17 protein-coding genes are annotated in these 25329 nt (G+C 64.9%); 14 read left to right on the top strand and 3 right to left on the bottom strand.

Features of this window, described 5'->3' with window-relative positions; all coding sequences use genetic code 11:
• Positions 1–237: 237 nt before the first annotated feature.
• Both GGD63_RS38040 and GGD63_RS38035 read right to left on the bottom strand, forming a co-directional pair.
• Positions 238–1398, bottom strand: a complete 1161-nt coding sequence (locus GGD63_RS38040) for a PHB depolymerase family esterase (protein WP_183250182.1) — start codon at positions 1396–1398, stop codon at positions 238–240.
• A 141-nt stretch (positions 1399–1539) separates the two neighbouring features.
• Positions 1540–2952, bottom strand: a complete 1413-nt coding sequence (locus GGD63_RS38035) for an MFS transporter (protein ID WP_183250180.1) — start codon at positions 2950–2952, stop codon at positions 1540–1542.
• A gap of 495 nt (positions 2953–3447) precedes the next feature.
• Here GGD63_RS38035 and GGD63_RS38030 point away from each other — a divergent pair, with 495 nt between their 5' ends.
• Both GGD63_RS38030 and GGD63_RS38025 read left to right on the top strand, forming a co-directional pair.
• Positions 3448–4683: an LLM class flavin-dependent oxidoreductase gene (locus tag GGD63_RS38030; RefSeq protein WP_183250178.1), complete on the top strand. Its 1236-nt coding sequence runs from the start codon at positions 3448–3450 to the stop codon at positions 4681–4683.
• Between the two features lie 263 nt (positions 4684–4946).
• The gene (locus tag GGD63_RS38025; RefSeq protein WP_183250176.1) at positions 4947–6323 is read left to right on the top strand and encodes a cytochrome P450; all 1377 of its coding nucleotides are present in this window, start codon (positions 4947–4949) and stop codon (positions 6321–6323) included.
• Positions 6324–6549: 226 nt separating this feature from the next.
• Here GGD63_RS38025 and GGD63_RS38020 read toward each other — a convergent pair whose 3' ends face one another.
• The gene (locus GGD63_RS38020; protein WP_183250174.1) at positions 6550–7389 is read right to left on the bottom strand and encodes an SDR family NAD(P)-dependent oxidoreductase; all 840 of its coding nucleotides are present in this window, start codon (positions 7387–7389) and stop codon (positions 6550–6552) included.
• Between the two features lie 179 nt (positions 7390–7568).
• Here GGD63_RS38020 and GGD63_RS38015 point away from each other — a divergent pair, with 179 nt between their 5' ends.
• The 12 genes from GGD63_RS38015 to GGD63_RS37960 all read left to right on the top strand — a co-directional run bounded on the left by GGD63_RS38015 (position 7569) and on the right by GGD63_RS37960 (position 25305).
• A complete protein-coding gene (locus GGD63_RS38015) occupies positions 7569–8537 on the top strand; it encodes a sensor histidine kinase (protein WP_183250172.1) in 969 nt (322 codons plus the stop codon).
• A 291-nt stretch (positions 8538–8828) separates the two neighbouring features.
• Positions 8829–10565, top strand: coding sequence for a bifunctional diguanylate cyclase/phosphodiesterase (locus GGD63_RS38010; RefSeq protein WP_183250170.1), 1737 nt, complete (start codon positions 8829–8831; stop codon positions 10563–10565).
• A 245-nt stretch (positions 10566–10810) separates the two neighbouring features.
• A complete protein-coding gene (locus GGD63_RS38005; protein WP_183250169.1) occupies positions 10811–12253 on the top strand; it encodes a sigma-54-dependent Fis family transcriptional regulator in 1443 nt (480 codons plus the stop codon).
• Positions 12254–12448: 195 nt separating this feature from the next.
• The gene (locus GGD63_RS38000) at positions 12449–13759 is read left to right on the top strand and encodes an MFS transporter (RefSeq protein WP_246785815.1); all 1311 of its coding nucleotides are present in this window, start codon (positions 12449–12451) and stop codon (positions 13757–13759) included.
• 123 nt (positions 13760–13882) lie between these two features.
• Entirely contained in the window at positions 13883–15919 is a 2037-nt protein-coding gene (locus GGD63_RS37995) for an acyl CoA:acetate/3-ketoacid CoA transferase (RefSeq protein WP_183250165.1), read from the top strand.
• 106 nt (positions 15920–16025) lie between these two features.
• Complete coding sequence (locus GGD63_RS37990) at positions 16026–17210, top strand: substrate-binding domain-containing protein (protein WP_183250163.1); 1185 nt, start codon at positions 16026–16028, stop codon at positions 17208–17210.
• A 181-nt stretch (positions 17211–17391) separates the two neighbouring features.
• On the top strand, positions 17392–18156 hold the full coding sequence (locus GGD63_RS37985) for an ABC transporter ATP-binding protein (RefSeq protein ID WP_183250161.1): 765 nt from the start codon (positions 17392–17394) through the stop codon (positions 18154–18156).
• Complete coding sequence (locus GGD63_RS37980; protein ID WP_183250159.1) at positions 18153–18875, top strand: ABC transporter ATP-binding protein; 723 nt, start codon at positions 18153–18155, stop codon at positions 18873–18875. Before GGD63_RS37985 ends, GGD63_RS37980 begins: the two co-directional genes overlap by 4 nt.
• Positions 18872–19882, top strand: a complete 1011-nt coding sequence (locus GGD63_RS37975) for a branched-chain amino acid ABC transporter permease (protein WP_183250157.1) — start codon at positions 18872–18874, stop codon at positions 19880–19882. Before GGD63_RS37980 ends, GGD63_RS37975 begins: the two co-directional genes overlap by 4 nt.
• Positions 19879–20964: a branched-chain amino acid ABC transporter permease gene (locus tag GGD63_RS37970; RefSeq protein WP_183250155.1), complete on the top strand. Its 1086-nt coding sequence runs from the start codon at positions 19879–19881 to the stop codon at positions 20962–20964. Before GGD63_RS37975 ends, GGD63_RS37970 begins: the two co-directional genes overlap by 4 nt.
• 175 nt (positions 20965–21139) lie before the next feature.
• Positions 21140–24250 (top strand): EAL domain-containing protein, encoded by a 3111-nt coding sequence (locus GGD63_RS37965; RefSeq protein WP_183250152.1) that lies wholly within the window; start codon positions 21140–21142, stop codon positions 24248–24250.
• Positions 24250–25305, top strand: coding sequence for a diguanylate cyclase (locus GGD63_RS37960; protein WP_183250150.1), 1056 nt, complete (start codon positions 24250–24252; stop codon positions 25303–25305). Before GGD63_RS37965 ends, GGD63_RS37960 begins: the two co-directional genes overlap by 1 nt.
• The last annotated feature ends 24 nt before the right edge of the window (positions 25306–25329 follow it).

Genomic DNA, 25329 nt, shown 5'->3' with positions numbered 1-25329 from the left:
TCTGGCTCACGGACGGCTCCTGTGAATGGGTGTGTGACAACCTCATTCTGGCACACCTGATGCCGTAGGGGGCCGTCCACACCATCAACCACAGGGAGGCGTGGTTACGGGGACTCGGAGTTACTCCTTCGCGCTTCACCTGGTCCCGGGAGTATGGGTCCCGGATCGATCTGCGCGCGCTTGGGGCGCGCTTGTCCGGGACGACGGCGGAGTTTGTATCGGTTGCGGAACGACTAACTATTTCATCAATCCCGCCGCCGTCAGGGCGCGCGTGATGATCTGGCCTAGATCGAAGCCGCGGGATTCCTGTTGCTTCGGCTCGGCGGCCGCCTCGGCGACCTTTGCGCGGATCGAACGCGCAAGATGCGGCGCGGGCGTCAGCGCCGGCTTTGCCTCCGCTTTCTTCTTCGCCTCCGCGACCCAGCCGGTCAGGCCGAAGAATTTTGCGATGTGATAGGACGAGGAGATGCCGGCCTCGATCAGGAAGGCGCCTTCGACGCCGTAGCGCTGGTCGTTGTCGGCCAGCCCGAGCGGCGTGCCGTGGGCCATGTCGGTGATGGCGTAGGACTCGACCAGCGTCTCGCCGTCCTTGTTCCACCAGGCCTGGCGCGGATAGCCGTCGACATTGGTCTCTGCCATCGGCACGTCGGGCAGATCATGCAGGTCCAGCCACTGCTTGACGATCTCGTTGGCATTGCCGGGATTGACGGTGCGGTCGGCGCTGCCGTGCCACACCGACACCTTCGGCCAGGGACCGCGATGATCGGAGGCGCTGCGCACGAGATCGCCGAGCTCGCGCGCGGGCCGCGCCGGGGAATGGAACATGCCGTCCAGCGCCTCGCGCAAGTTCGAGGCGATGCCGTAAGGCAGGCCCGCGATGACAGCGCCGGCGGCGAAGAGCTCCGGATAGGTCGCGAGCATCACCGACGTCATGCCGCCGCCGGCCGACAGGCCGGTGATGAAGACGCGCCTGGGATCGATGCGATGCGCATCCGCCATGTGCGCGATCATCTCGCGGATCGAGCGCGCCTCGCCGCTGTCCCGCGCGGTGTCTTCCGGATTGAACCAGTTGAAGCAGGTGTTGCCGTTGTTGATGCGCTGCTGCTCGGGCATCAGCAGCGCGAAGCCGTAATGCCGCGCGAGCGTCGACCAGCCGGCGCCGAGATCGTAACCTGCCGCGGTCTGTCCGCAGCCATGCAGCACGACGACCAGCGCGCGCGGCTTCTGCAGCTGCGCTGGCACGAACGCGAACATGCGCAAGGCGCCGGGATTGTCGCCGAAGTCCGTGACCTCTTCCAGCGGGCTGGATGAATCAGGGCTCCGGCCGAACTCGGCAAAGCGCAGACCGTCCAGCTTTGGCAGACGTCTCAACAAATCGACATTTCTGGCTAACGACACGGCAATTTCCTGGTGGGCGACTTTCAACGTACAGCCCAACCAGATAGTTGCTGCATTGCGAAATAAAAAGGACGTGTGCTGTCGATCTCGCGAAAATCACTGGAAATCCTGCGGAAAACCGCACGTATTAACCGCAATGCCTCAACTTGATGCAGATGCGCGGCGCATCCACGTCAGAAATGCGGTGCAGACGATGATTAATGTCACAAACAGCGCGAGCGAGACGAAGAATCCTGCGCGCGCTGATTGCAATGATTCGATCGCGAAGAACACCGCGCCGATTGCGGCCACTCCGGCCGCATTTCCGATCTGTGCTGTCGTACCGTACATGCCGGAGGCCGAGCCCGCGGCGACAGGCTTTACCGTCGAGAGCACTGCACCGGACAGCGGCGCCATCACCAGCCCCTGGCCGTAACCGAAGATGCTCATGGTGAGCGCGAGTGCGAGCGGCGACGGCGTGTCAACATAGAGCACAAGAAGCGCGAGCGCGCCGAGGCCTGCGATCTGCAGCGCGCAGCCTTCGATCAGCACCTTGGTGCCGCGATGCCGCGCCCGCGCGCCGCTGTGACGCGAAGCTACGACGAAGGCGAGCGCGAGCGGGACGAAGGCCGTGCCGGCCGCGAGCGGCGGAATCTTCAGGCCGCGCTGCATGAACAGCGTCATGACCAGATAGAACGAGAGATTGGCGAAGAAGAAAAAGAACGCCGCGCCGAGGCCGCGCAGGAAGGCGGCGTCCGTGAGCAGCGTCAGATCGATCAGCGGCATGCCGCCGGCGCGCGCAACCGCGTGTTCGAGCTTCAGGAATGCGACAAGGATCGCGGCCCCGATCGCCATCACCGCCCACAGCCACGGCGCCCAGCCGACGTCATGACCGAACAACAGCGGCCCGATCAGGCACAGCAAGCCTGCGAACAGGACCATGCTGCCCTTGATATCGAGCCGTGTGCCGGCCCGTCGCGGCACCGACGGCATGATGCGCCAGGCCGCCGCGGCGATGACGAGCCCGAAGGGAACGTTGACGAAGAACACCGAACGCCAGCCGGTGCCGGCGAGATCGAGCGTGACCAGGAGGCCGCCGAGCAGAAAGCCCGCGGCGCCTGCAAGCCCGAGCACGATGCCGTAGACGGCGAAGGCGCGGTTGCGCGTCTCGTCGGTGAACAAAAGATGCAGCGTCGCCAGCACCTGCGGCACCATCAGCGCCGCGGTCGCCCCCTGCGCCAGCCGCGCGACGATCAGCTCGACGCCGGACTGCGCAAGGCCGCACCACAGCGAGGTCGCCGTGAAGCCGAGCACGCCGGCCAGGAAGATCGTCTTGGTGCCATGGATGTCGCCGAGCCTTCCGCCGGTGACGACCAGCGTGGCATAGGCGATCAGATAGATCGCGATGACGGATTCGATCTGCGCCGGCGTCGCATGCAGGTCGACGGCGATGGTGGGAATCGCGACGTTGACCACGAAGGCATCGACACCGAACATGAACTGGGCGGCGACGACGATCGCCAGCACCCACCAGCGACGCGTCGAATCGATCGGCTTTGTGACGGTTTGATGCATTGGCGCGCGAGCTTTCCGGAATTTATTCGCGGGCGATGCTCGCAGATCGGCATCATCCGCGCGATTACCTCCGAGGTAGGATTCGACGCTCTTCGCCTCTCCCCGCGTGCGGCGAGAGGCCGGAATTCAAACACAGTTTGAATTCCGGGTGAGTGGGAATCTCCGCGAGTCGTCTGTCCATTGGAACGACACGCTCTCAGCACGTCATTGCGAGCGTAGCGAAGCAATCCAGAATCCCTCCGCGGATGCATTTCTGGATTGCTTCGCTACGCTCGCAATGACGGTGTGGGGCCATCTCGAAAACCTAACTACCTCCGTCCCCGCGGAGACTCCCCCTCACCCCGCCCTCTCCCCGCAAGCGGGGAGAGGGAGAAGAACCAGCGTCAGCACTTAGCTGCATTCCGTCGCGCGGGACATCGCGCGATTGCGTTCGCGCCATCAGGCACGTAGCCTTACGCTACCCAACAAACAGAAAATTCAGCCGGAGAGAACGCCATGGCGCGCCTGAAGTTCGGAGCCTTTCTTGCCCCGCATCACCCGATCGGGGAGCATCCGATGCTGCAGTTCCGGCGCGATCTCGACTTGGTCGAGCAGCTGGATGCGCTCGGATATGACGAGTTCTGGTGCGGCGAGCACCATTCCTCCGGCTGGGAGATGATCGCTTCGCCCGAGATGTTCCTGGCCGCGGCCGGCGAGCGCACCAAACGGATCAAGCTCGGCACCGGCGTCGTTTCGCTGCCCTATCACCACCCCTTCAACGTCGCCCAGCGCATGGTGCAGCTCGACCACATGACCGGCGGCCGTGCCATCTTCGGCTCCGGTCCCGGCGCGCTGGCCTCCGACGCACACACGCTCGGCATCGACCCGATGACGCAGCGCGACCGCCAGGACGAGGCGATCGCCGTGATCCGCCGCCTCTTCAACGGCGAGCGCGTCACCGCCAAGAGCGACTGGTTCACCATGAACGACGCTGCGCTGCAGATCCTGCCGCTGCAGGAAGAGATGCCGTTCGTTGTCGCCTCGCAGATCTCGCCCTCCGGCATGACGCTCGCCGGCAAATACGGCATCGGTATCATCTCGCTGGGCTCGATGACGACGCAGGGCCTGATGTCGCTGCAGCAGCAATGGCAGTTCGCCGAGGATGCCGCCAAGAAGCACGGCACCAAGGTGAGCCGCGCCGACTGGCGCGTGCTGCTGACCTTCCACATCGCCGAGACCCGCGAGCAGGCCCGCAAGGAGGCCGGCGCCGGGCTGATGCGCTGGCACAACGAATATAATGTCGGCACGCTGCAGAGGCCGGGCCTCACCGCATTCTCCTCGCCCGATGAAGCCGTGGACAAGACCGCTTTCGTCGAAGGCGCTGCGTCCACCATCGGCACGCCCGACGATCTGGTCAAAACCATCAAGAACGTGATGGAAGTGTCCGGCGGCGTCGGCGCCATCATCGGCTTCGTGCACGATTGGGCCAACCCGGAAAATACGCGCCGGAGCTGGGACATGGTGGCGCGCTATGTCGTGCCGGAGATCAACGGCTACATCGATGGGCTGCGCAGGTCGCAAAAATTCGTGATCGAGAACCGCGCGATCTTCGAACGTGCAGGCCAGGCCGTGATGGCCAAGATCATGGAGAACGAGAAGGCCGCCGAGGCGCTGAAAGTGACCGGCCCCGGCCGCGTCGCCATTCCCGCCGTCAACGCGCCGGATCTGCAGAAGGAAGCGGCGAAGCGGTAGGACGCGCTCGTCGTCCCGGACAAGCGCGCCAAAGCGCGCGCCGATCCGGGACCCATAACCATAGGATTTTGTTTGACGAAGACTGGTCATTGCCAGCTCGCGCCAAACGCTTCCTGGGAGTATGGGTCCCGGCCCCCGTGCGCAATTGCGCACTAGGCCGGGACGACGATAGTGTGTGTGACGATTTTGTGCGCTAGACGACCGCAGCGTCATCGTGCCCGGATGTGCTATGTTGGCCGGGCCTGCCTACCGGAGCAATCGTCATGTCGATGCAGAATGTGGCCGCCCCTGCGCTTCCGTTCACTGCACCGAGGCGTAACGAGCTGACGCACATTCCCGGCGATGAAGGCTGGCCGATCATCGGCAAGACCTTTCAGGTGCTCGCCGATCCCAAGGGACATATCGAGGCGAACGGCGCCAAATACGGCCCGGTCTACCGCACCCATGTGTTCGGCGAGACCAACGTCGTGCTGCTCGGCCCCGAGGCCAACGAGCTCGTGATGTTCGACCAGCAAAAGCTGTTCTCCTCGACGCATGGGTGGAACAAGGTGCTCGGCCTGTTGTTTCCGCGCGGGCTGATGCTGCTCGATTTCGACGAGCACCGGCTGCATCGCAAGACGCTGTCGGTCGCCTTCAAGTCCGGACCGATGAAATCCTATCTCAGCGATCTCGATCGCGGCATTGCCGCGCGTGTTGCGCAGTGGAAGGCAAGGCCCGGGGAGATGCAGCTCTATCCGGCGATGAAGCAGCTGACGCTCGATCTCGCCGCCGCATCCTTCCTCGGCGCCGATATCGGGCCGGAGGTCGACGAGATCAACCGCGCCTTCGTCGACATGGTCGCCGCCGCCGTCGCCCCGATCCGCAGGCCGCTGCCGGGCACGCAGATGGCGCGTGGCGTTGCGGGGCGCAAGCGCATCGTCGCCTATTTCCGCCAGCAGATCCCGCTTCGCCGCGGCAATCACGGCGGCGACGACCTGTTCTCGCAGCTCTGCCGCGCCACCCATGAGGACGGCGCGCTGCTCTCCGAGCAGGACATCATCGACCACATGAGCTTCCTGATGATGGCCGCGCACGACACCCTGACCTCGTCGCTGACCTCCTTCATCGGCGAGCTCGCCGCGAACCCGGACTGGCAGGACAGGCTGCGCGCGGAGGTTCTGGCGCTCGGGCTTTCTCCTGATGCCCCCAGCAGCTTCGACGATCTCGAAAAGATGCCGCTGTCGGAGATGGCGTTCAAGGAGGCGCTGCGGATCAAGCCGCCGGTGCCCTCGATGCCGCGCCGGGCGATGCGCGATTTCACCTTCAAGGGCTATACGATTCCCGCCGGCACCGCAGTCGGCGTCAACCCGCTCTATACGCACCACATGAAGGACATCTGGCCGGAGCCGGACCGCTTCGATCCCTTGCGTTTCACCGAGGAAGCCCAGCGTAGCCGTCACCGCTTCGCCTTCGTGCCGTTCGGCGGCGGCGCGCATATGTGCCTCGGCCTGCACTTCGCCTATATGCAGGCCAAATGCTTCGCGCGGCACTTTTTGCAGAACATCGAGGTGTCGCTGGCGCCGGGTTACAAGCCGGACTGGCAGATGTGGCCGATCCCGAAGCCGCGGGACGGGCTGCGGGTGACGGTGAAGGCGGTTTAGGGCCGGCACCCGTCATTGCGAGCGAAGCGAAGCAATCCAGACTGTCACCGCGGAAACAGTCTGGATTGCTTCGTCGCAAGGGCTCCTCGCAATGACGGAAACCCAGTCTCGTAGGGTGGGCAAAGCGAAGCGTGCCCACCCTATCTCGCCGAGCTCGAACGCCGATGGTGGGCACGGCGCGCGAAGAGCGCGCCTTTGCCCATCTACGGCACCGCCGCTGGAGCCACTACGCCCCCTGATCGAACGCCTTGCGCAACGCGGACAAGCCCTGCTGCTGCTGGCTCCAGTTGCGGCCGCCGGTCATGGCGCCGTCGATGACGAGGTCGTGGCCGTTGATGAAGCTGGATTCGTCGCTCGCCAGGAACACTGCGGCATGGGCGATGTCGTCGGGAAGACCAGCGCGCGGGATCGGCTGCGCGGTCTTGTAGACCTCGCGCATCACTGCCGGCGTCTTCTCCGCGGCGTCGGTCGAGAGCCCCAGCGCCTTGCCGAAAATCCCGGTTGCGATCGCGCCCGGCGAAATCGAGTTGACGCGCACGTTGGACTCGCCGAGCTCCATCGCCACGCATTTGGTGAGATGGATCACCGCAGCCTTGGCCGCGCCATAGACCACGGACGAGGAGAACCCGGCGAGGCGGCCAGCGATGCTGCCATTGTTGATGATGCTGCCCGATCCCTGCTTCTTCATATAGGGCGCGGCGTGCTTCATGCCGAGCATGACGCTGCGCACCAGCGTCGCCATCGCCGCGTCGAAGCGCTCGACCTCGAGACCCTCGATGCCGCCGGTCTGCGCCGGGCCGCCGGCATTGTTGAACAGGCAATCGATGCGGCCGAACTTCTCCACCGCGAGCGCGATCAGCGCCTGCATCTGCGCTTCGACCGTCACGTCGGTCTGGAGGAAGACGCAGTTGCCCCCAAGCTGCCGCGCCAGCGCCTCGCCTTCCGGTATGCGCCGCCCGGCGATCACAATTTTGGCACCTTCGGCAACGAAGACTTCCGCAGTCCGCAATCCGATCCCGCTCGTCGCGCCCGTGATCACCGCCACCTTGCCGTCCAGCCTGCCCATGGAATGTCCCTGCTTTCGAACCCCTTGACGCCAAACGGCGAATACCGATCGACGACGGCACCGCGACAGTCGGCGCCGCGACGGTCACTATTCCCGCCGGCTTGCAACAAGGCAAGCTTTGCTTGCGCGCCCGACATGCGTAACATTCAAGGCGAACGCACGTCGCAACCGGGCTGCGCATGGAGAAGCTGATCGAGGAGTTCCGCAAAGGCTGGCAGGGCGTGGCACCGCCGTCGCTCGGCCTGAGCATTGCCTTTGCGATCGCCTGCCTGCTGATTGCGACGCTGGTGCGCTGGGGCCTCGCGCAGGTCCGGCCCGACGTCTATTTTACCCCATATTTTCCCGCCGTGTTCTTTGCCGCTGCGTTCGGCGGCTTCCGGATCGGCATCGTGACCGCGATCGTCGGCGGCGTGCTCGGTGTCGTCGTGAATTTCGGCGATGCCTTTGCCGATCGCGCGCGCTTTGCCCTGCTGGCGCTGTACTGGGTGGTCTGCGCGCTCACCATCTGGGGCGTCGAGCATTATCGCACGCTCCTGATCGAGCAGCGCCGGATCGCCAAACGCCTGACCGAGGAAGAAGATTATCGCAAGCTTCTGGTCGACGAGCTCCAGCACCGGCTGAAGAACAAGCTGTCGACGGTGCATGCCGTGATTCACCAGGTGCTGCACGACCAGCCGCAGGTCTGGGCCCGGATCGATCCGCGGCTGCGCTCGCTGGCCGCGACCGACGACCTGATCTCGCGGATCGACAAGGGGGGCTGCGATATCCGTGACCTCTTGATCTCCGAGCTCGGGCCCTACGGCCATGTCCGCTTTAGCCTCAACGGCGACCGGCTGTTCCTGCCGCCGAAGCTCGCGGTCACGTTGTCATTGATGTTTCACGAGCTCGCCACCAATGCGGGAAAGTATGGCGCGTTCTCCGCGCCGCGCGGTCTGTTGCAGGTGTCATGGACCGTCAGCGAGGACCGCCTGACCGTCACCTGGGACGAAACCGAAGGGCCGAGCGTGGACAAGGTGTCCGAACCCGGCTTCGGCACCAAGCTGCTGAAATCGGCACTTTCGGCTTTCGACGGCAGGACCGAGCTCTCCTATCTCAAGTCCGGGCTGCATTGTATCATGCAATGCCGCATCCCCAAGGACGTCAACTGACAGCAAGACTCGGTCGATTGGGTCACCTCTCCCCAGCGGGGAGAGGTGACCCCCGGGGCGCGCATCGATTCAAACAAGACTGATCGCGCAACCAAGCGAAAGTAGATTCGCACTCCGCTCGCAGTTTCGCATGTGCCGTTGACGCTCTGTTAATGACGATTTTCTGCGCGCGTCGCATCATCGCAAAACACCCCCGTATTTCTCCCGAACCCTTAACCAAACTTAAGAGGGAACTGCGCAACATCGCGTCCATTGCAAAGGCGCGCTGAAACAACAAGATTCATGACTTCTATGAACGACAACAATTATTCCGGCGCGAGCGAAGCCGAACTCGGATTTCTCAAGGAAATCGTTAGAATGCTGCCGGCCGGCCTGACCGTGCAGGACGCCCATGGCGAGCTTCTGCTGGTTAACGATGCCGCGGCCGCTCAGCTCGGCATGGACGGCAGCCGTCCCTCGCCGGATCTGGCGCCGCGCCGCGAAGCCTGCCGCAAGGCGTTGAGCGCCGGCCAGGCCGTCGTCACCGAGGAAGCGCTTCACGACGGCGCCGCGCGCCAGGTGCTGCTCACGACCCATCGTCCCGTTCGCCTCGCCGGACGCGAGCTCCTGATCTCCGCCTCCTCCGACATCACCGAGCAGAAGAATTTCGAGGACCAGCTGTTCCGCTCGGCCTATTTCGACGAGCTGACCGGCCTGCCCTCGCGCCGCGTGATCGAGCATCGCGCCAACAGCCTGCTCGCGGGCGATCGCAGCAGCGAGCGCTTCGCGCTCGCCTTTCTCGACGTCGACAATTTCAAGCACATCAACGACTATTACGGCCACGCCGTGGGCGATGCACTGCTGGTCGAGCTGTCGAAGCGGCTCGGGCGCGACCTGCGCGATTCCGACATGCTGTCGCGCATCTCCGGCGACGAATTCCTGCTGCTGCTCTCTCCGATCCAGAGCCAGGAGGAAGTCGCCGAGTTCATGCAATCGACGCTGGAGCGGCTGACCGCGCCGTTCTTCATCGACCATTCGGAAGTGTTTGCCTCGACCTCGGTCGGCATCAGCCTCTATCCCGACCACGGGCGCAGCTTCGAGACGCTGCGGCAGAACGCCGACATCGCGATGTACCGCATCAAGAACAACGGCAAGGGACTGGCTGCGTTCTTCGACGCCAGCATGGAGCGCGAGGCGCTGGCGCGGAGCAAGATCGAGCAGTCGCTGCGGCTCGCCATCCTGGAAAAGCGCTTCTGCTGCGCCTTCCAGTCCAAGGTCGACATCCGCACGCAGGCCGTGAAGGGCATCGAGGCCCTGGTGCGCCTGCGCGACGACGAAGGCGTGATCCAGGCGCCGGGCTCGTTCATCAACCTCGCCGGCGAGCTCGGGCTGATCGACGAGCTGACCCATCTCGTGCTCGCCGAGATCGTCAAGTCGATCGACCTGATCAACGACACCTTCGGCGCGGAAGCGTCCATCAGCATCAACGTCGCCGCCAAGCGGGCCGGCAATCCCGAGTTCATGCGCAGCTTCGCGCTGGCCCTGGAGGAGACCGGCTTTCCCCAGCGCTTCATGATCGAGGTGACGGAAGACGCCTTCGTCGCCAAGAATCATTTCCAGGCCGAGATCCTGCCGATGTTTCGCAAGCTCGGCGTCGGCATCTCGATCGACGATTTCGGCACCGGCTATTCCTCGCTTTCGGCACTCGCCGACATCACCGCGGACGAGATCAAGATCGACCGTTCCTTCATCACTGATATCCACAAGCGCCCGCGCAGCCAGGGCATCTTGCGCGCGATCGAATCCTTGAGCGAGGCGCTCGGCATGACCGTGATCGCCGAAGGCCTCGAATCCTACGAGGAGCTGGCTTATCTGCAGGCCGCGACCAAGATCCGCTACGCGCAGGGCTATTATTTCTCCCGCCCGATCTTCCTGGAGGAGCTGAAGCTCGCAACGCCGGTCTCCAGCGAGTCGCGCCCCAGCATCGCGAGCCGCCCGATGCAGCAGAACCGCCAGGGCTATTCGCGGGCGAGCGGGTATCGAAGGTAGGGATGCTCCAGGATCTGCGTTCCGTCATCCTGAGGCGCGAGACCCGCGATGCGAACGCATCGCGGGTCGAGCCTCGAAGGATGAACGGCCGAGATGCAGCCGGGCCGTCGCCCTTCGAGGGCCGCTGAAGAAGCGGCCACCTCAGGGTGACGGTGGATAGATTGCGAACGGTGCAACCCTCAATTCCCCCTTTGAAATTATTGGCCTTTTGGTAATACACAGGCGGGCTTCCCGCGAGGCACGCCATGTCCGTCCCCGTCTCCGTCGTCAGCGACCCCGCCTATATCCGCGCACGTGCCATGGAGACGCTGTTCGGGCGGCTCGAGCATCTGTGCGAGGGCGCCATCGCAATCGATCGCAGCGGACGCGTGGTGTATGTCAACGAAAAATATGTCACCGCGATTGGCCTCTCGCATGAATCCGAAGCGCTCGGCCGCCCGATCGAAGAGGTCATCCCCAACAGCCTGATGCGAAGGGTCGTCGAAACGGGGGAGCCGATCATCCTCGACATCATGGAGCTCGGCGGCCAGCAACTCGTCGTAACCCGGATGCCGATCGAGGACGAGAAAGGAAACATCATCGGCGCGATCGGCTTCGTGCTTTATGATCGCCTCGAGGGCCTGAAGCCGCTGCTCGGGCGCGTCGCCCAGCTCGAGAACGATCTGCGGCTGGCGCGACGCCAATTGTCGCATGCGCGCGCCGCGCGGTTCACCTTCGATGACTATGTCGGCGCAACCGCGGGCATCGCACAGGCCAAGGAGCTTGCAGCGCGTGCTGCGCGCCAGAGCGTCACCGTTCTGCTCACCGGAGAGACCGGCACCGGCAAGGAAATGTTGGCGCAGGCGATCCACAACGCCTCCTCCCGCGCCGACAAGCCGTTCGTCAGCGTCAATGTCGCCGCGATCCCGGAAACGTTGATCGAGTCGGAATTCTTCGGCACCGTGCCCGGGGCCTATACCGGCGCCGACCGCAAGGGGCGCGAGGGCAAATTCCGGGTCGCCGACGGCGGCACGCTGTTCCTCGACGAGATCGGCGAGATGCCGCTGCAGCTCCAGGCAAAGCTCCTGCGCGTGTTGCAGGAGCGCGAGATCGAGCCGCTCGGCTCGGACAAGATCAGCAAGGTCGACGTCCGCGTCATCGCCGCGACCAATGTGGACCTGCGCAAGCGCGTCAGCGACGGCGCATTTCGCGCCGATCTCTACTATCGCCTCAACGTGCTCTCGGTGGACCTGCCGCCGCTGCGCCAGTGCCTGGACGATCTCCCCGACATCTGCGCCCGGTTGCTCGACGACATCAGCGCGTCCGGCGACTACGTCAAGGCCAAGATCACGCCGAGCGCGCTCGCCGCGCTCGCCCGCTATGATTGGCCGGGCAATGTCCGCGAGCTCCGCAACATCCTCGAGCGCGCGCTGATCCTCAGCGATTCCGGGCGGCTGACCGGCGACGACTTCGTCCGCATTCTCCCTGTTGGCACCGAGGCCAGGCTTGCACCGCCCGAGCGGCCGGCCGGAACGGTGGTGCCCTATGCCGAGGCCGAGGCCGAGTTCGAGAAGCACACGCTCGAGCAGGCGCTCGCCGCCAGCAACGGCCAGATCTCGGAGGCCGCCAAGATGCTGCAGATCTCGCGTGCGACCTTCTACAAGAAGCTCGCCAAGTTCGGCCTCGCCGCTGGACCGGCTTCCGTCTGAGTTTCGAGACTCGGAGTGTCCGGAGTCTCGGATTCCGGACATGGCGCATTGCAGCTCTGTCCCGTCACTGCCGCTGAATCTGCTGGGTTTTCAGCCAATTTGCGCAAACCTGTGGCATCTGGCGCGGAGCTTGCTCTTCGCTTTGCACAATGACGCATGCTGCACATGCGCATTCGCAACCAGGGAGGACGCAAGATGAGTGAAGCGATCTCGGTCCATCAGCTTCAGACGAGACAGCCATCGCACGTCACGGTCGCCACCGCGAGCCTGATCGGCACGGCGATCGAGTGGTACGACTTCTTCCTCTACGGCACCGCCGCGGCGCTGATCTTCAACAAGCTGTTCTTTCCGACCTTCGACCCGATGATGGGAACGCTGCTGGCGTTCGCGACCTACGCGCTCGGCTTCATCGCGCGCCCGCTCGGCGGCGTCGTGTTCGGGCATTACGGCGACAAGATCGGCCGCAAGACCATGCTCTATCTGACGCTGCTGATCATGGGCGCGGCGACCGCGGCGATCGGCTTCCTGCCGACCTATGAGACAGCCGGCATCTGGGCCGCGATCCTGCTCGTGACCTGCCGCCTGATCCAGGGCTTTGGCCTTGGCGGCGAATGGGGCGGCGCGGTGCTGATGGCGGTCGAGCATGCGCCTGCGGACAAGAAGGGCTTTTACGGCAGCTGGCCGCAACTCGGGGCGCCGCTCGGCCTCGTACTCGGCACGCTGGTCTTCTCGGTGGTGTCAGCCATGTTGACCGATGCGCAGCTCTATGCCTGGGGCTGGCGCATCCCGTTCCTGTTCTCGATCGCGCTGGTGCTGGTCGGCCTGTGGATCCGCTTCACCATCGCGGAATCGCCGGAGTTCCAGAAGGTCAAGGACACCAAGCAGGAAGTGAAGATGCCGATCCTCGAGGCGATCAGGATGTATCCCAAGAACATCCTGCTCGCGATGGGCGCGCGCTTCGCCGAGAACGGCTTCTTCTATATCTATGCGACCTTCGTGCTCGCCTATGCCACGCAATCGCTCGGCATGAACAAGCAGGACATGCTCAACGGCGTGCTGATCGGCGCGGCGATCGAGACCTTCACCATCCCCGCCTTCGGCGCGCTCTCCGACCGCCTCGGACGGAGGCCGATCTACATTTTCGGCGCGGTATTCTCGGCGCTGATGTCGTTCCCGCTGTTCATGCTGCTCGCGACCAAGAACCCGCAATATGCCTGGATCGCGATCGTGCTCGGCCTCGCCATCGGCCACGCCGCGATGTATGGGCCGCAGGCGAGCTTCCTGTCGGAGCTGTTCGGCACCAAGGTGCGCTATAGCGGCGTTTCGCTCGGCTACAACCTCGCCTCGATCTTTGCCGGTGCGCTGTCGCCGCTGATCGCGACGGGATTGATGACGGCCTACGCACCGGCGACCTGGCCGATCTCGCTCTACATGATCGCGCTGGCGCTGATCACCGTCGTCTCGGTCTATTTCGCCACCGAGACACGCAAGGTCGCCCAGCCCTGAACGGGCTGAGTGCGGCCCCCCGCGACGCCGGAGCGGCTGGTCGCCAGCCGCTCCACGCGATACGAATAGAGGCAAGCGAGAAGAACGGGCATGCGGTCCGCAACAGACATGGGAGGGAATGCCATGAGCCAGCATCCTGCCTTGCCCTATTTGCGCAATTCCGAGAAGGGCAAAGTCGTCACCGCGGCGGAAGCCGTCATGCTGATCCGTGACGGCGATACCGTCGCCACCGGCGGCTTTGTCGGCATCGGCTTCGCCGAGGAGATCGCGATCGCGCTGGAGGAGCTCTATCTCTCCCACGAGGGCGATGCGCCCTACACGCAGGGCAAGCCGCGCAACCTGACGCTGGTCTATGCGGCCGGACAAGGCGACGGCAAGCAGCGCGGCCTCAACCATTTCGCGCACGAAGGGCTGGTCCGGCGCGTGATCGGCGGGCACTGGGGCCTTGCGCCAAAGCTGCAGCAGCTCGCGATCGCGGGCCAGATCGAGGCCTATAATCTGCCGCAGGGCGTGATCACCCATCTGTTCCGCGACATCGCGGCGCGCCGGCCCGGTCACATCACCCGCGTCGGCATGGGCACCTTCGTCGATCCCCGGCATGGCGGCGGCAAGCTGAACGCGCGCACCACCGAGGACATGGTGGAGCTGATTACGCTGCGCGGCGAGGAGTGCCTGCTCTACAAGACGTTCCCGATCGACGTCGGAATCATCCGCGCCACGACCGGCGATCCCGACGGCAACCTCACCATGGAGAGGGAGGCGCTGACGCTGGAGGCGCTCGCCATCGCCATGGCGGCGCATAATTCCGGCGGCATCGTCATCGCCCAGGTCGAGCGCGTCGCCGAGAGCGGCAGCCTCAATCCGCGCCAGGTCAAGATCCCCGGCATCCTCGTCGACTGCGTCGTCGTGTCGAAGCCTGAGAACCACTGGCAGACCTTCGGCACGCAATACAATCCGGCGTTCTCGAGCGAGATCCGCGTCCGCGCCGCCTCCCTGCCGGTGATGCCGGTCAGCGAGCGCAAGATCATTGCCCGGCGCGCCGCCCTCGAGCTCAAGGCCAACAGCGTCGTCAATCTCGGCATCGGCATGCCCGAGGGGATCGCCTCGGTCGCGAACGAAGAGCGCATCATCGACCTCATCACACTGACGGCGGAGCCGGGCGTGATCGGCGGCATCCCGGCGAGCGGGATCGATTTCGGCGCGGCGATCAATACCCAGGCGGTGATCGACCAGCCCTATCAGTTCGACTTCTACGACGGCGGCGGTTTAGATGCCGCCTTCCTCGGCCTGGCCCAGGTCGACCGCGCCGGCAACCTCAATGTCAGCAAGTTCGGGCCGAAGCTTGCCGGCGCCGGTGGCTTCATCAACATCAGCCAGAACGCCAAGGAGGTCGTCTTCGTCGGCACCTTCGGCGCGGGCAAGCAGCGCATTGCGGTGAATGACGGCAAGCTCGTCATCCTCGATGAGGCGAAGTCGCGCAAGTTCGTAGGTAGCGTCGAGCACGTCACCTTCAGCGGCCCGTTCGCCGCCGCGCGCAAGCAACGCACACTCTATGTCACCGAACGCTGCGTGTTCGAGCTCAGGCCCGACGGGATCGAGCTCACGGAAGTCGCCCCCGGCATCGACATCGAGCGCGACATCCTGCGCCTGATGGATTTCAAGCCGCTGATCCCGCGCGATCCTGCGCTGATGGACGCCCGCATCTTCCGCGACGGCCCCATGGAGCTGCGCGAGCGCCTGCTCACCATCCCGCTCGACCAGCGCTTCACGCTGGACGAGCAGCAGAACCTGTTCTTCGTCAATCTGGAGCGCTATCCGCTGCGCAGCAAGGCGGAGATCGACACCATCGCAGCGATCGTCGAGGCGAGGCTCGCACCGCTCGGCCGCCGGGTCTACGCCATCGTCAATTATGACAACTTTTCCATCCTGCCGGAGCTGATGGACGACTATTCGGCCATGGTACGCAGCCTGGTCGACCGCTTCTATTCCGGCGTGTCGCGCTACACCACGTCGGGCTTCCTGCGCATCAAGCTCGGCGAAGCCCTGGAGAAGCGCGGCGTCGCGCCGCATATTTTCGAGAGCGCGGAGGAAGCGCAGTCGGATCGACGTCAGGCCGAGGGGGCCGAATTATCGCAGACCGTGCGGCGGGCCCAAAAATGATGCATGCTCGAAAAGGCCGACACGCTCGGCCGGAGGTTCAATTGCAATGTTCGTAGTGTTGTGCAAATCGCTATTGCAGAGAAACTTTGAATCAGGAGGGACCATCGTGCGTCGATCACTCATCATAACAACAACCATCCTCGCCCTCGCCGCGAGCACCTCCGCACGGGCCGACGACCTCAAGGTCGCGCTGATCTACGGCAAGACCGGTCCGCTCGAGGCCTATGCGAAGCAGACCGAGACCGGCCTGCAGATGGGTTTTGAATACGCCACCAAGGGCACCATGACGCTCGACGGTCGCAAGATCGTCGTCATCACCAAGGACGACCAGGGCAAACCGGACCTTGCGAAGGCCGCGCTCGCCGAAGCCTATCAGGACGACAAGGCCGACATCGCCATCGGCACGACCTCGTCGGCTGCGGCGCTGGCGATTCTCCCGGTCGCCGAAGAGAACAAGAAGATCCTGATTGTCGAGCCCGCCGTCGCGGACCAGATTACCGGCGAGAAGTGGAATCGCTACATCTTCCGCACCGCGCGCAACTCGTCGCAGGACGCGATCTCCAACGCGGTCGCGATCGGCAAGCAGGGCGTCACCGTCGCAACGCTGGCGCAGGACTACGCCTTCGGCCGCGACGGCGTCGCCGCCTTCAAGGAGGCGCTGGCCAAGACCGGCGCGACGCTGGCCGCCGAAGAATACGCCCCGACTTCGACCACCGACTTCACTGCCGTCGGCCAGCGCCTGTTCGACGCGCTGAAGGACAAGCCCGGCCGCAAGGTGATCTGGGTGATCTGGGCCGGCGCCGGCAATCCGCTGGCAAAACTCCAGGACATGGACCCGAAGCGCTACGGCATCGAGCTCTCCACCGGCGGCAACATCCTGCCGGCGCTCGCCGCCTATAAGGGCCTGCCCGGCATGGAAGGGGCAACCTATTATTTCTACGAGATCCCGAAGAACCCAGTGAACGACTGGCTGGTCGCCGAGCACCAGAAGCGCTTCAAGGCGCCGCCGGACTTCTTCACCGCGGGCGGTTTCGCCGCCGCGATGTCCGTCGTCGCCGCCGTCACCAAGGCCAAGTCGACCGACACCGAGAAGCTGATCACGGCGATGGAAGGCCTGGAGTTCGACACGCCGAAGGGCAAGATGGTGTTCCGCAAAGAAGACCATCAGGCGCTGCAGAGCATGTATCACTTCAAGGTCAAGGTCGATCCGAACGTCGCCTGGGCCGTGCTCGAGCCGGTGCGCGAGCTGAAGATCGAGGACATGGACGTTCCCGTCCGCAACAAGCGGTGAGCGCTTCACCTCTCCCATAGGGAGAGGTCGCGCCGAAGGCGCGGGTGAGGGGTCCCGCTCTCTTGTGGGACCCGAGCCCCCTCACCCGATTTTCACTGGACGATGCTTCGCATCGCCAGGAGCAAATCGACCTCTCCCCTCCGGGGAGAGGTGTCACAACCAGCCGACACGCTTAAAACCCATGACGCTCACCCTCGAAACCCGCGACCTCACCATCCGCTTCGGCGGGCATGTCGCAGTCAATAACGTCACCTGCACGTTCCGCCCGGGCGAGCTCACCGCCATCGTCGGGCCGAACGGCGCCGGCAAGACCACTTATTTCAATCTGATCTCGGGCCAGCTGCGTGCATCGAGCGGCAGCGTCTTGTTTGACGGCACCGACATCACCCAGCATTCAGCGCCGATGCGGACCCGCGCGGGACTTGGCCGCGCCTTCCAGCTGACCAATCTCTTTCCGAATCTCTCGGTCGAAGAGAACGTCCGCCTCGCGGTGCAGGCGGCGAACGGCACCCACTACGACATGGTGCGGCCCTGGATGGTGCGCGGCGACCTGATCGCGCGCGCGGATGCCATCCTCGACCAGGTCGCGCTCGGCAGCCGCCGCGGCGTCGCCGCGACCGCGCTGTCGCATGGCGACCAGCGCAAGCTCGAGGTCGCCCTGATGATCGCGCTGGAGCCGAAGGTATTCATGTTCGACGAGCCGACTGCCGGCATGAGCATCGACGAGGTGCCTGTCGTGCTCAACCTGATCGCGCAGCTCAAGCAGGACAAGAGCAAGATCATCCTCCTCGTCGAGCACAAGATGGACGTGGTGCGCTCGCTCGCCGACCGCATCATCGTGCTGCACAACGGACAACTTGTTGCAGATGGCCCGCCTGCCGAGGTGATCGCCTCGCCGATCGTGCAGGAAGCCTATCTCGGCGTCGCGCCAAGGAGTGCCGCATGAGCGATCTCCTGAAGCTCTCCGGCGTGCACACCCATATCGGGCGGTACCACATCCTTCAGGGCATCGACCTCGCCGTTCCGCAAGGACAGGTCACGATGCTGCTCGGCCGCAACGGTGCCGGCAAGACCACGACGCTGCGCACCATCATGGGCCTGTGGCAGGCCTCCAGCGGCGAGATCAGCCTCGCCGGGATGCGCATCGAAAGCTGCGCCACGCCCGACATCGCCCGGCTCGGCGTCGGCTATGTGCCGGAGAGCATGGCGGTGTTCTCCGACCTGACGGTGAAGGAGAATCTGGTGCTGGCGGCCCGCGACGGGCCGCTCGACGACACCCAGCTCGACTGGATCTTCGGCTTCTTCCCGGCGCTGCGCCGGTTCTGGCTGTCACGGGCGGGGAGCCTCTCGGGCGGGCAGAAGCAGATGCTGTCGATCGCGCGCGCCATCATCGAGCCGCGCAAGCTGCTCCTGATCGACGAGCCGACCAAGGGGCTGGCGCCCGCGATCGTCATGGCGCTGATCGAGTGCCTGAAGGAGATCAAGCGCAAGGGTGCGACGATCCTGCTGGTCGAGCAGAATTTCTTTGCCGCCCGCGAGCTCGGCGACAACGTGCTGGTGATGGACAACGGCACCATCGTCCATCGTGGCGAGATGGCGGCGCTCGCCGCCGACGTGCCGCTGCAGGAGCGGCTGCTCGGCCTGAGCCTGGAGGCGCATCAGTGACTGACCTTGCTGCAACCGATCCGCTGCCGAAGCCGAAGCGCGACATCGCGCCGGTCCTGCTGCCGATCGCCCTCGCGCTTCTGACGATCCCGCTGATCGGATCGACCAGCTCCTGGCTGACCCTGACCGCCGCGAGCCTTGCCATGGGCATGATGATCTTCATCATGGCCTCAGGGCTAACGCTGGTGTTCGGCCTGATGGACGTGCTCAATTTCGGTCACGGCGCCTTCATTGCCGTCGGGGCCTATGTCGCAACGCTGGTGCTGGCGCCGTTCGCGGCGTCCATCCAGGCGGATTCGCTCTGGATGAACCTCGCGGTGCTGGCCCCGGCCGCGCTGCTCTCGATGGCGGTGTCAGGCGCGCTCGGGCTCGTCGTCGAGCGCGTGCTGATCCTGCCTGTTTATGGTCAGCATCTGAAGCAGATCCTGATGACGACCGGCGGCCTGATCGTCGCCGAGCAGACGCTCTATGCGCTGTGGGGGCCGCAGATCATCCCGATGCCGCTGCCGGCCTCGCTGCGCGGCTCCTTCATCCTCGGCGATGTCGCGATCGCCAAATACCGCGTGCTGGCGATGCTGATCGGGCTTGCCGTCTTCATCGCGATCCAGCTCGTGCTCAACCGCACCAAGCTCGGCCTGCTGATCCGCGCCGGCGTCGAGAACCGCGAGATGGTCGAGGCGCTCGGCTATCGCATTCGCCGCCTGTTCCTCGGCGTGTTCATGACCGGATCGGCGCTGGCCGGTCTCGGCGGCGTGATGTGGGCGCTGTATCGCGAGCAGGTGCACGCCTCCATGAGCGACGACCTCACCGTCCTGATCTTCATCGTCGTCATCATCGGCGGGCTCGGGTCGATCGGCGGCTGCTTCATCGGCGCGATCCTCGTCGCCATGGTCGCCAATTACGGCGGCTTCCTGGTGCCGAAGCTCGCCCTCGTCTCCAACATCCTGCTGATGGTCGCCATTCTGATGTGGCGGCCGCGCGGCCTCTATGCGGTGACCAGCCGATGATGATCCTCTCGGGCGATCCGCCGCGCAGCCGCGTCCTTACTCTTGTTCTCATCGTCATCATCCTGGCGCTGGCGGCGACACCATTCCTGTTTCCGGGCGCCAAGGCACTCAACGTCGCGGCCAAGATCTGCGTCTTCGCCGCGCTGGTGGCGTCCTACGATTTGCTGCTCGGCTATACCGGCTCGGTGTCGTTCGCCCACACCATGTTTTACGGCATCGGCAGCTACGCCATCGCGATCGCGCTCTACGGGATGGGCCCGAACTGGGCGGCGGTCGCAACCGGCATCGCCACCGGCTTGCCACTTGCGGCCCTGCTTGCGCTCGCCATCGGACTGTTCTCGCTGCGGGTGGCCGCGATCTTCTTTGCCATGATCACGCTCGCGGTCGCCTCCGCCTTCCAGGTTCTCGCCTCGCAGCTGTCCTGGCTGACCGGCGGCGAGGACGGGCGCAGCTTCCAGCTGCCGGAGCTGCTGCGCCCCGGCACGGTGCTGATCTCCAGGAACCTGTTCGGCTTCGAGATCAACGGCCGCATCCTGACCTTCTATCTGGTGTTCGCGATCTCGGCGCTGATGATTCTCGCTTTGCTGCGGGTGGTGAACTCGCCGTTCGGCCGCGTGCTGCAAGCGATCCGCGAGAACCGCTTTCGCGCCGAGGCGCTCGGCTTCCGCACCGTCTTCCACCTGACCTACGCCAACTGCCTCGCCGCGCTGGTCGCCGCCAGCGCCGGCATTTTGAACGCGCTGTGGCTGCGCTATGCGGGTCCCGACACCTCCCTGAGCTTCTCCATCATGCTGGACATCCTGCTGATGGTGGTGATCGGCGGCATGGGCACGATCTACGGCGCGATCATCGGCGCCACCATCTTCATCCTCGCCCAGAACTATCTGCAGTCGCTGATGGGCGTCGCCTCCAAGGCGGCGTCGGAAGCCGGCCTGCCGCTGCTGCCGGGGCTGCTGCATCCCGACCGCTGGCTGCTGTGGCTCGGGCTGCTCTTCATCGCCAGCGTCTACTTCTTTCCGACCGGCGTGGTCGGACGGCTGCGCCATGGCGGCGGCAAGAAGGCCGCGGGCCCCTCGCATTAAGCATCGATTAATGATGCAGCGCAGCGGTTGCCGCGGGCGCAGCGCAACTGCGACGTGCTTCGCGTCCGGCGGCATACGGGCGCGACAGCGCAACCTGATTTAATCCTTAGGTAACTGGTTTTCCTAAGCTTTGCGCCATTTGTGAGGTGTATTCCTGTCGCTCCAGGGAGGGGGAATGCTCCAAGTCTTGTCCACGATGGCAGCCGGAATGTCCCTAGCCGCAAAAAACGGCTGGGCGGCCTTGGCGCGGTGTGGCCCTGTCCTGTGGCTGACCCTGTGCGGTGTGTTGCTGGTCGCGGGCATCTTCGCCGTGACCGCCATGGCCGTCGGCGAATTCCGCGAGCGGACCTTGGTCAACCGCGAACGCGAGCTGGAAAACACGGTACAGCTGATCGCGCGGCACTTCGATCAGCAGTTTGAAGACTCCGATGTCGTTGCCGCCGATCTGATCGGGCAGATGAATTTGCCGGAGATCACTTCGCCCGCAATGTTCCGCGAGCGCATGTCGGGCCTTGCGGCGAACCAGATGCTGCGCAGCAAGATCAGCTCCATCTCCTATCTCGGCGACATCGCGATCTACGATGCCGACGGAGAACTCATCAACTGGTCGCGGGCCCAGCCGCTGCCGAAGATCAATATTTCCTCGCGCGCCTATTTCCAGACGCTCAAATCCGATCCGATGGCCGAGCCGGTCATCCTGGAATCGGTCCGCAGCTTCATCATCGGCAAATGGACCACGGTCGTCGCACGCCGGCTGCGCGGCACCGACGGCACCTTCTTCGGCGCGATGGTCCGACGGATCGACCCGGACAGCTACCAGAACTATTTCGCATCCGTGGCGCTTGCCGAGGGCACGGCGATCGCGCTGTTCGACCGCGAAGGCAAGATGCTGGCACGCTACCCCCACGTCGAGGAGCTGATCGGCAGAAGCTTCAAGGATGCACCGCTGATGCGGAAGGTGCTGACCAAGGGCGGCCAGCACACGCTTCGGGTCAGGAGCCCGGTCGACCACGAGGAGCGGCTCGGCTCGGCGGCGTCACTGAAGCATTTCCCGCTGGTCATCGTCGCCACCAACACCACGGCTGCAGCGCTTGCGGACTGGCGGCAGCAGACCGGCTTCATGGTCACCACGGCCGCGCTTTCGGCCGCCGTGATCGCGCTGATCCTCTATCTGATCATTCGCCAGATCCATCGGCAGAACCGCGAGGCCCAGGAGCGGATCGAGGCGGAACGGCTGCGGCTCGACACCGCCCTCAACAACATGTCGCAAGGGCTGGTCCTGTACGACGCTGCCGGCTACATCGTCACCTGCAACCGCCGCTACGCCGACATGTTCGGCCTCTCCCACGACGTCATCAAGCCCGGCTGCCACATCCGTGAGGCGATGTATCATCGCAAGGAGCGCAACGCGTTCGACGGCGACGTCGAGGAATTTTGCGCCGACGTCATGAGGATGGTCGCCGAAGGCACAGTCTCCACGCTAACCCATCAATTGGCCAACGGCCGCGCCTTCCAGGTCATCAACACGCCGCTCGCGCAGGGCGGATGGGTCGCCACGATCGAGGACATCACCGAGCGCCGCAATTTGGAGCAGGAGCGCGACCGCAACCATACCTTCCTGCGCGAGATCATCGACCATATCCCGTCGCGAATCACCGTGAAGGACGCCCGCACGCGGCGCTACCTCCTGGCCAACCAGGTGGCCGAGGAACAGCTCGCCGAGTCCCCCGAGACGATCGTCGGCAAGACCGCGTTCGACCTCTACCCCACGGGGACCGCCGAGACCATCACCCGGGATGACGACAGGCTCCTGCAATCGCCGGGCGGGCTATTCCTCGACGAACACATCTGGAACACCCCGACCGCCGGACGGCGTTACATCACCTCGACCCGGATTGGCATCCGCGACAGATCCGGCGAGCCGCGCTACATCATCAACGTCGTCGAGGACGTCACCGAGCGGCGGCGCGACCACGAGAAGATCGCGCATATGGCGCATTACGATGCGCTGACCGACCTGCCGAACCGCACGCTGTTCCGCGAGCAGATCGAGCGCGAGCTGGCGAAGGTCGCGAGCGGCGCGCAGTTCGCGCTGCTCTATATCGACGTCGACGAGTTCAAGGGCATCAACGATTCGCTCGGCCATCACGTCGGCGACGAGTTGCTGAAGGCGATCGCGACCCGCCTGCGCGGCTGCCTCAAGAAGGGCGATCTGATCGCGCGGCTCGGCGGCGACGAATTCGCGGTGATCCAGACCGGGGTCCAGTCCTCAGCTGACGTGCTGTCCTTCGTGACGCGGATCTACGAGGCGATCCGGCAGCCCTATCACTGCCTCGGGCACCAGCTCTCCACCGACGCGAGCATCGGCATTGCGCTGGCGCCGCAGGACGGAGCCGATCTCGACCAGCTCATCAAGAACGCCGACCTCGCGATGTACGGCGCCAAGGCTGAGGGCCGCCGCACCCACCGCTTCTTCGAGCCGGAGATGGATGCGAGCGCCAAGGCGCGCCTGACCATGGAGCAGGATTTGCGTCAGGCCCTGGTGAACGGCGGCTTCGAGATCCACTATCAGCCGCTGGTCGATCTGCGCTCGGGCGCGGTTTCCGGCTGCGAGGCGCTGCTGCGCTGGCGCCACCCCGAGCGCGGCATGGTGTCGCCGGCGGAGTTCATTCCGATCGCCGAGGATACCGGCCTCATCAACGAGCTCGGCGACTGGGTGCTGCGCATGGCCTGCAACGAAGCCGCGACCTGGCCGGCGCATATACGGGTTGCTGTCAACGTCTCGCCGGTGCAGCTCAAATGCAACACGCTGGCACTCAGGATCGCCAGTGCGCTCGCCGCCTCCGGGCTCGACCCGCGCCGGCTCGAGCTCGAGATCACCGAGGCCGTGCTGATCCGCGACGACGAGGCGGCGCTGTCGATCCTGCACCAGCTCCGTTCGATCGGCGTACGCATCGCGCTCGACGATTTCGGCACCGGCTATTCCTCGCTCAGCTACCTCAAGCGCTTCCCGTTCGACAAGATCAAGATCGACCGCTGCTTCGTCGCCGACATCGCCGAGACCGGCGGCGCGCCCGTCATCGTGCAGGCGGTGGTGAACATCGCCGCCGCCAGCAGCATGACCACGGTCGCCGAAGGCGTCGAGACCGAGGCCCAGCGCGAGATGCTGCGTAACCTCGGCTGCACCGAGATGCAGGGCTATCTGTTCAGCGCGCCGAAGCCGGCCACCGATGTGCGAAAACTGTTCGGCCCCGGCGCTGCCGCGCCGGTGGCGGCGGTGGCCTGATGACGAAGCCAGGCAAAACGCCGGCAAAGGCCGTCGACGCTGCGGATTCCTATGCCGCACGGCTGATGCAGCACCTGGTGGTGCCGACCTTCGTGATCGACCCGAAGCGCCGCGTCGTGATCTGGAACAGGGCCTGCGAGCGGCTGACCGGCGTCGCCGCCTCCGAGGTGATCGGCACCAGCAAGCACTGGCAGGCCTTCTATGAAACCAGGCGCCCCTGCCTTGCCGACCTTGTCGCGCTCGACCGTCCCGAGCAGCTGCCGGAGTTCTATTCGGAATATGCGGCGCGCGGCCATAACGGGCTCGGCTTTTCCGCCGAGAACTGGTGCGTGATGCCGAAGCTCGGCAGCCAGCTGTATCTCGCCATCGACGCCGGCCCCATCCACGACGAGGCCGGCCAGCTGATCGCGGTGGTGGAGACGCTACGCGACCTCACCGACCAGAAGCGCGCCGAGATGGCGCTGAAGGAGCTCGCCACCAAGGACGGGCTCACTGGCCTATCGAACCGCCGCTCGTTCGACCAGATGCTGATGAGCGAATGGGCCCGCGCCCAGCGCACGCAGAAGCCGATGGCGCTGCTGTTCGTCGACGTCGATCATTTCAAGCTGTTCAACGACCACCACGGCCACCAGACCGGTGACGAGTGCCTGCGCACGATCGCGTCCGTCGTCAGCCGCCATGCCGTGCGCCCGCTCGACCTCGCCAGCCGTTATGGCGGCGAGGAATTCGCGCTGATCCTGCCGGACATGGATTGTGACAGTGCCTGCGTCATCGCCGAGGAGATCCGCGTCGCCGTGATGGCCTTAGCGATCGCCCATGGCGCCAATGGGGCCTGCGAGCACGTCACCCTCAGCGTCGGCGTCGCCAGCCGCATCCCCGGCGCGGCCGACGGCGGCCCCGACCGGCTGCTGGCCGAGGCCGACGAGGCGCTCTACGTGGCCAAGCGGCTCGGCCGCAACCGCGTCATCTGCGCCGAACGGGTGCTGGCCGAGTTCGCGGCCCTCGGCCGGGAGGCCACGGCGGTTCCGGCCCCTTTCCGGCGCAAATCGGCCTAGCACAGCGCGGCGAGAAGCGGTTGC

The organism is Bradyrhizobium sp. cir1 (genome assembly GCF_014198245.1).
In the GTDB taxonomy this organism is placed as follows: domain Bacteria; phylum Pseudomonadota; class Alphaproteobacteria; order Rhizobiales; family Xanthobacteraceae; genus Bradyrhizobium.
Note: the sequence above shows the minus strand (reverse complement) of the source record. Positions and strands in the feature narration are given on the sequence as shown.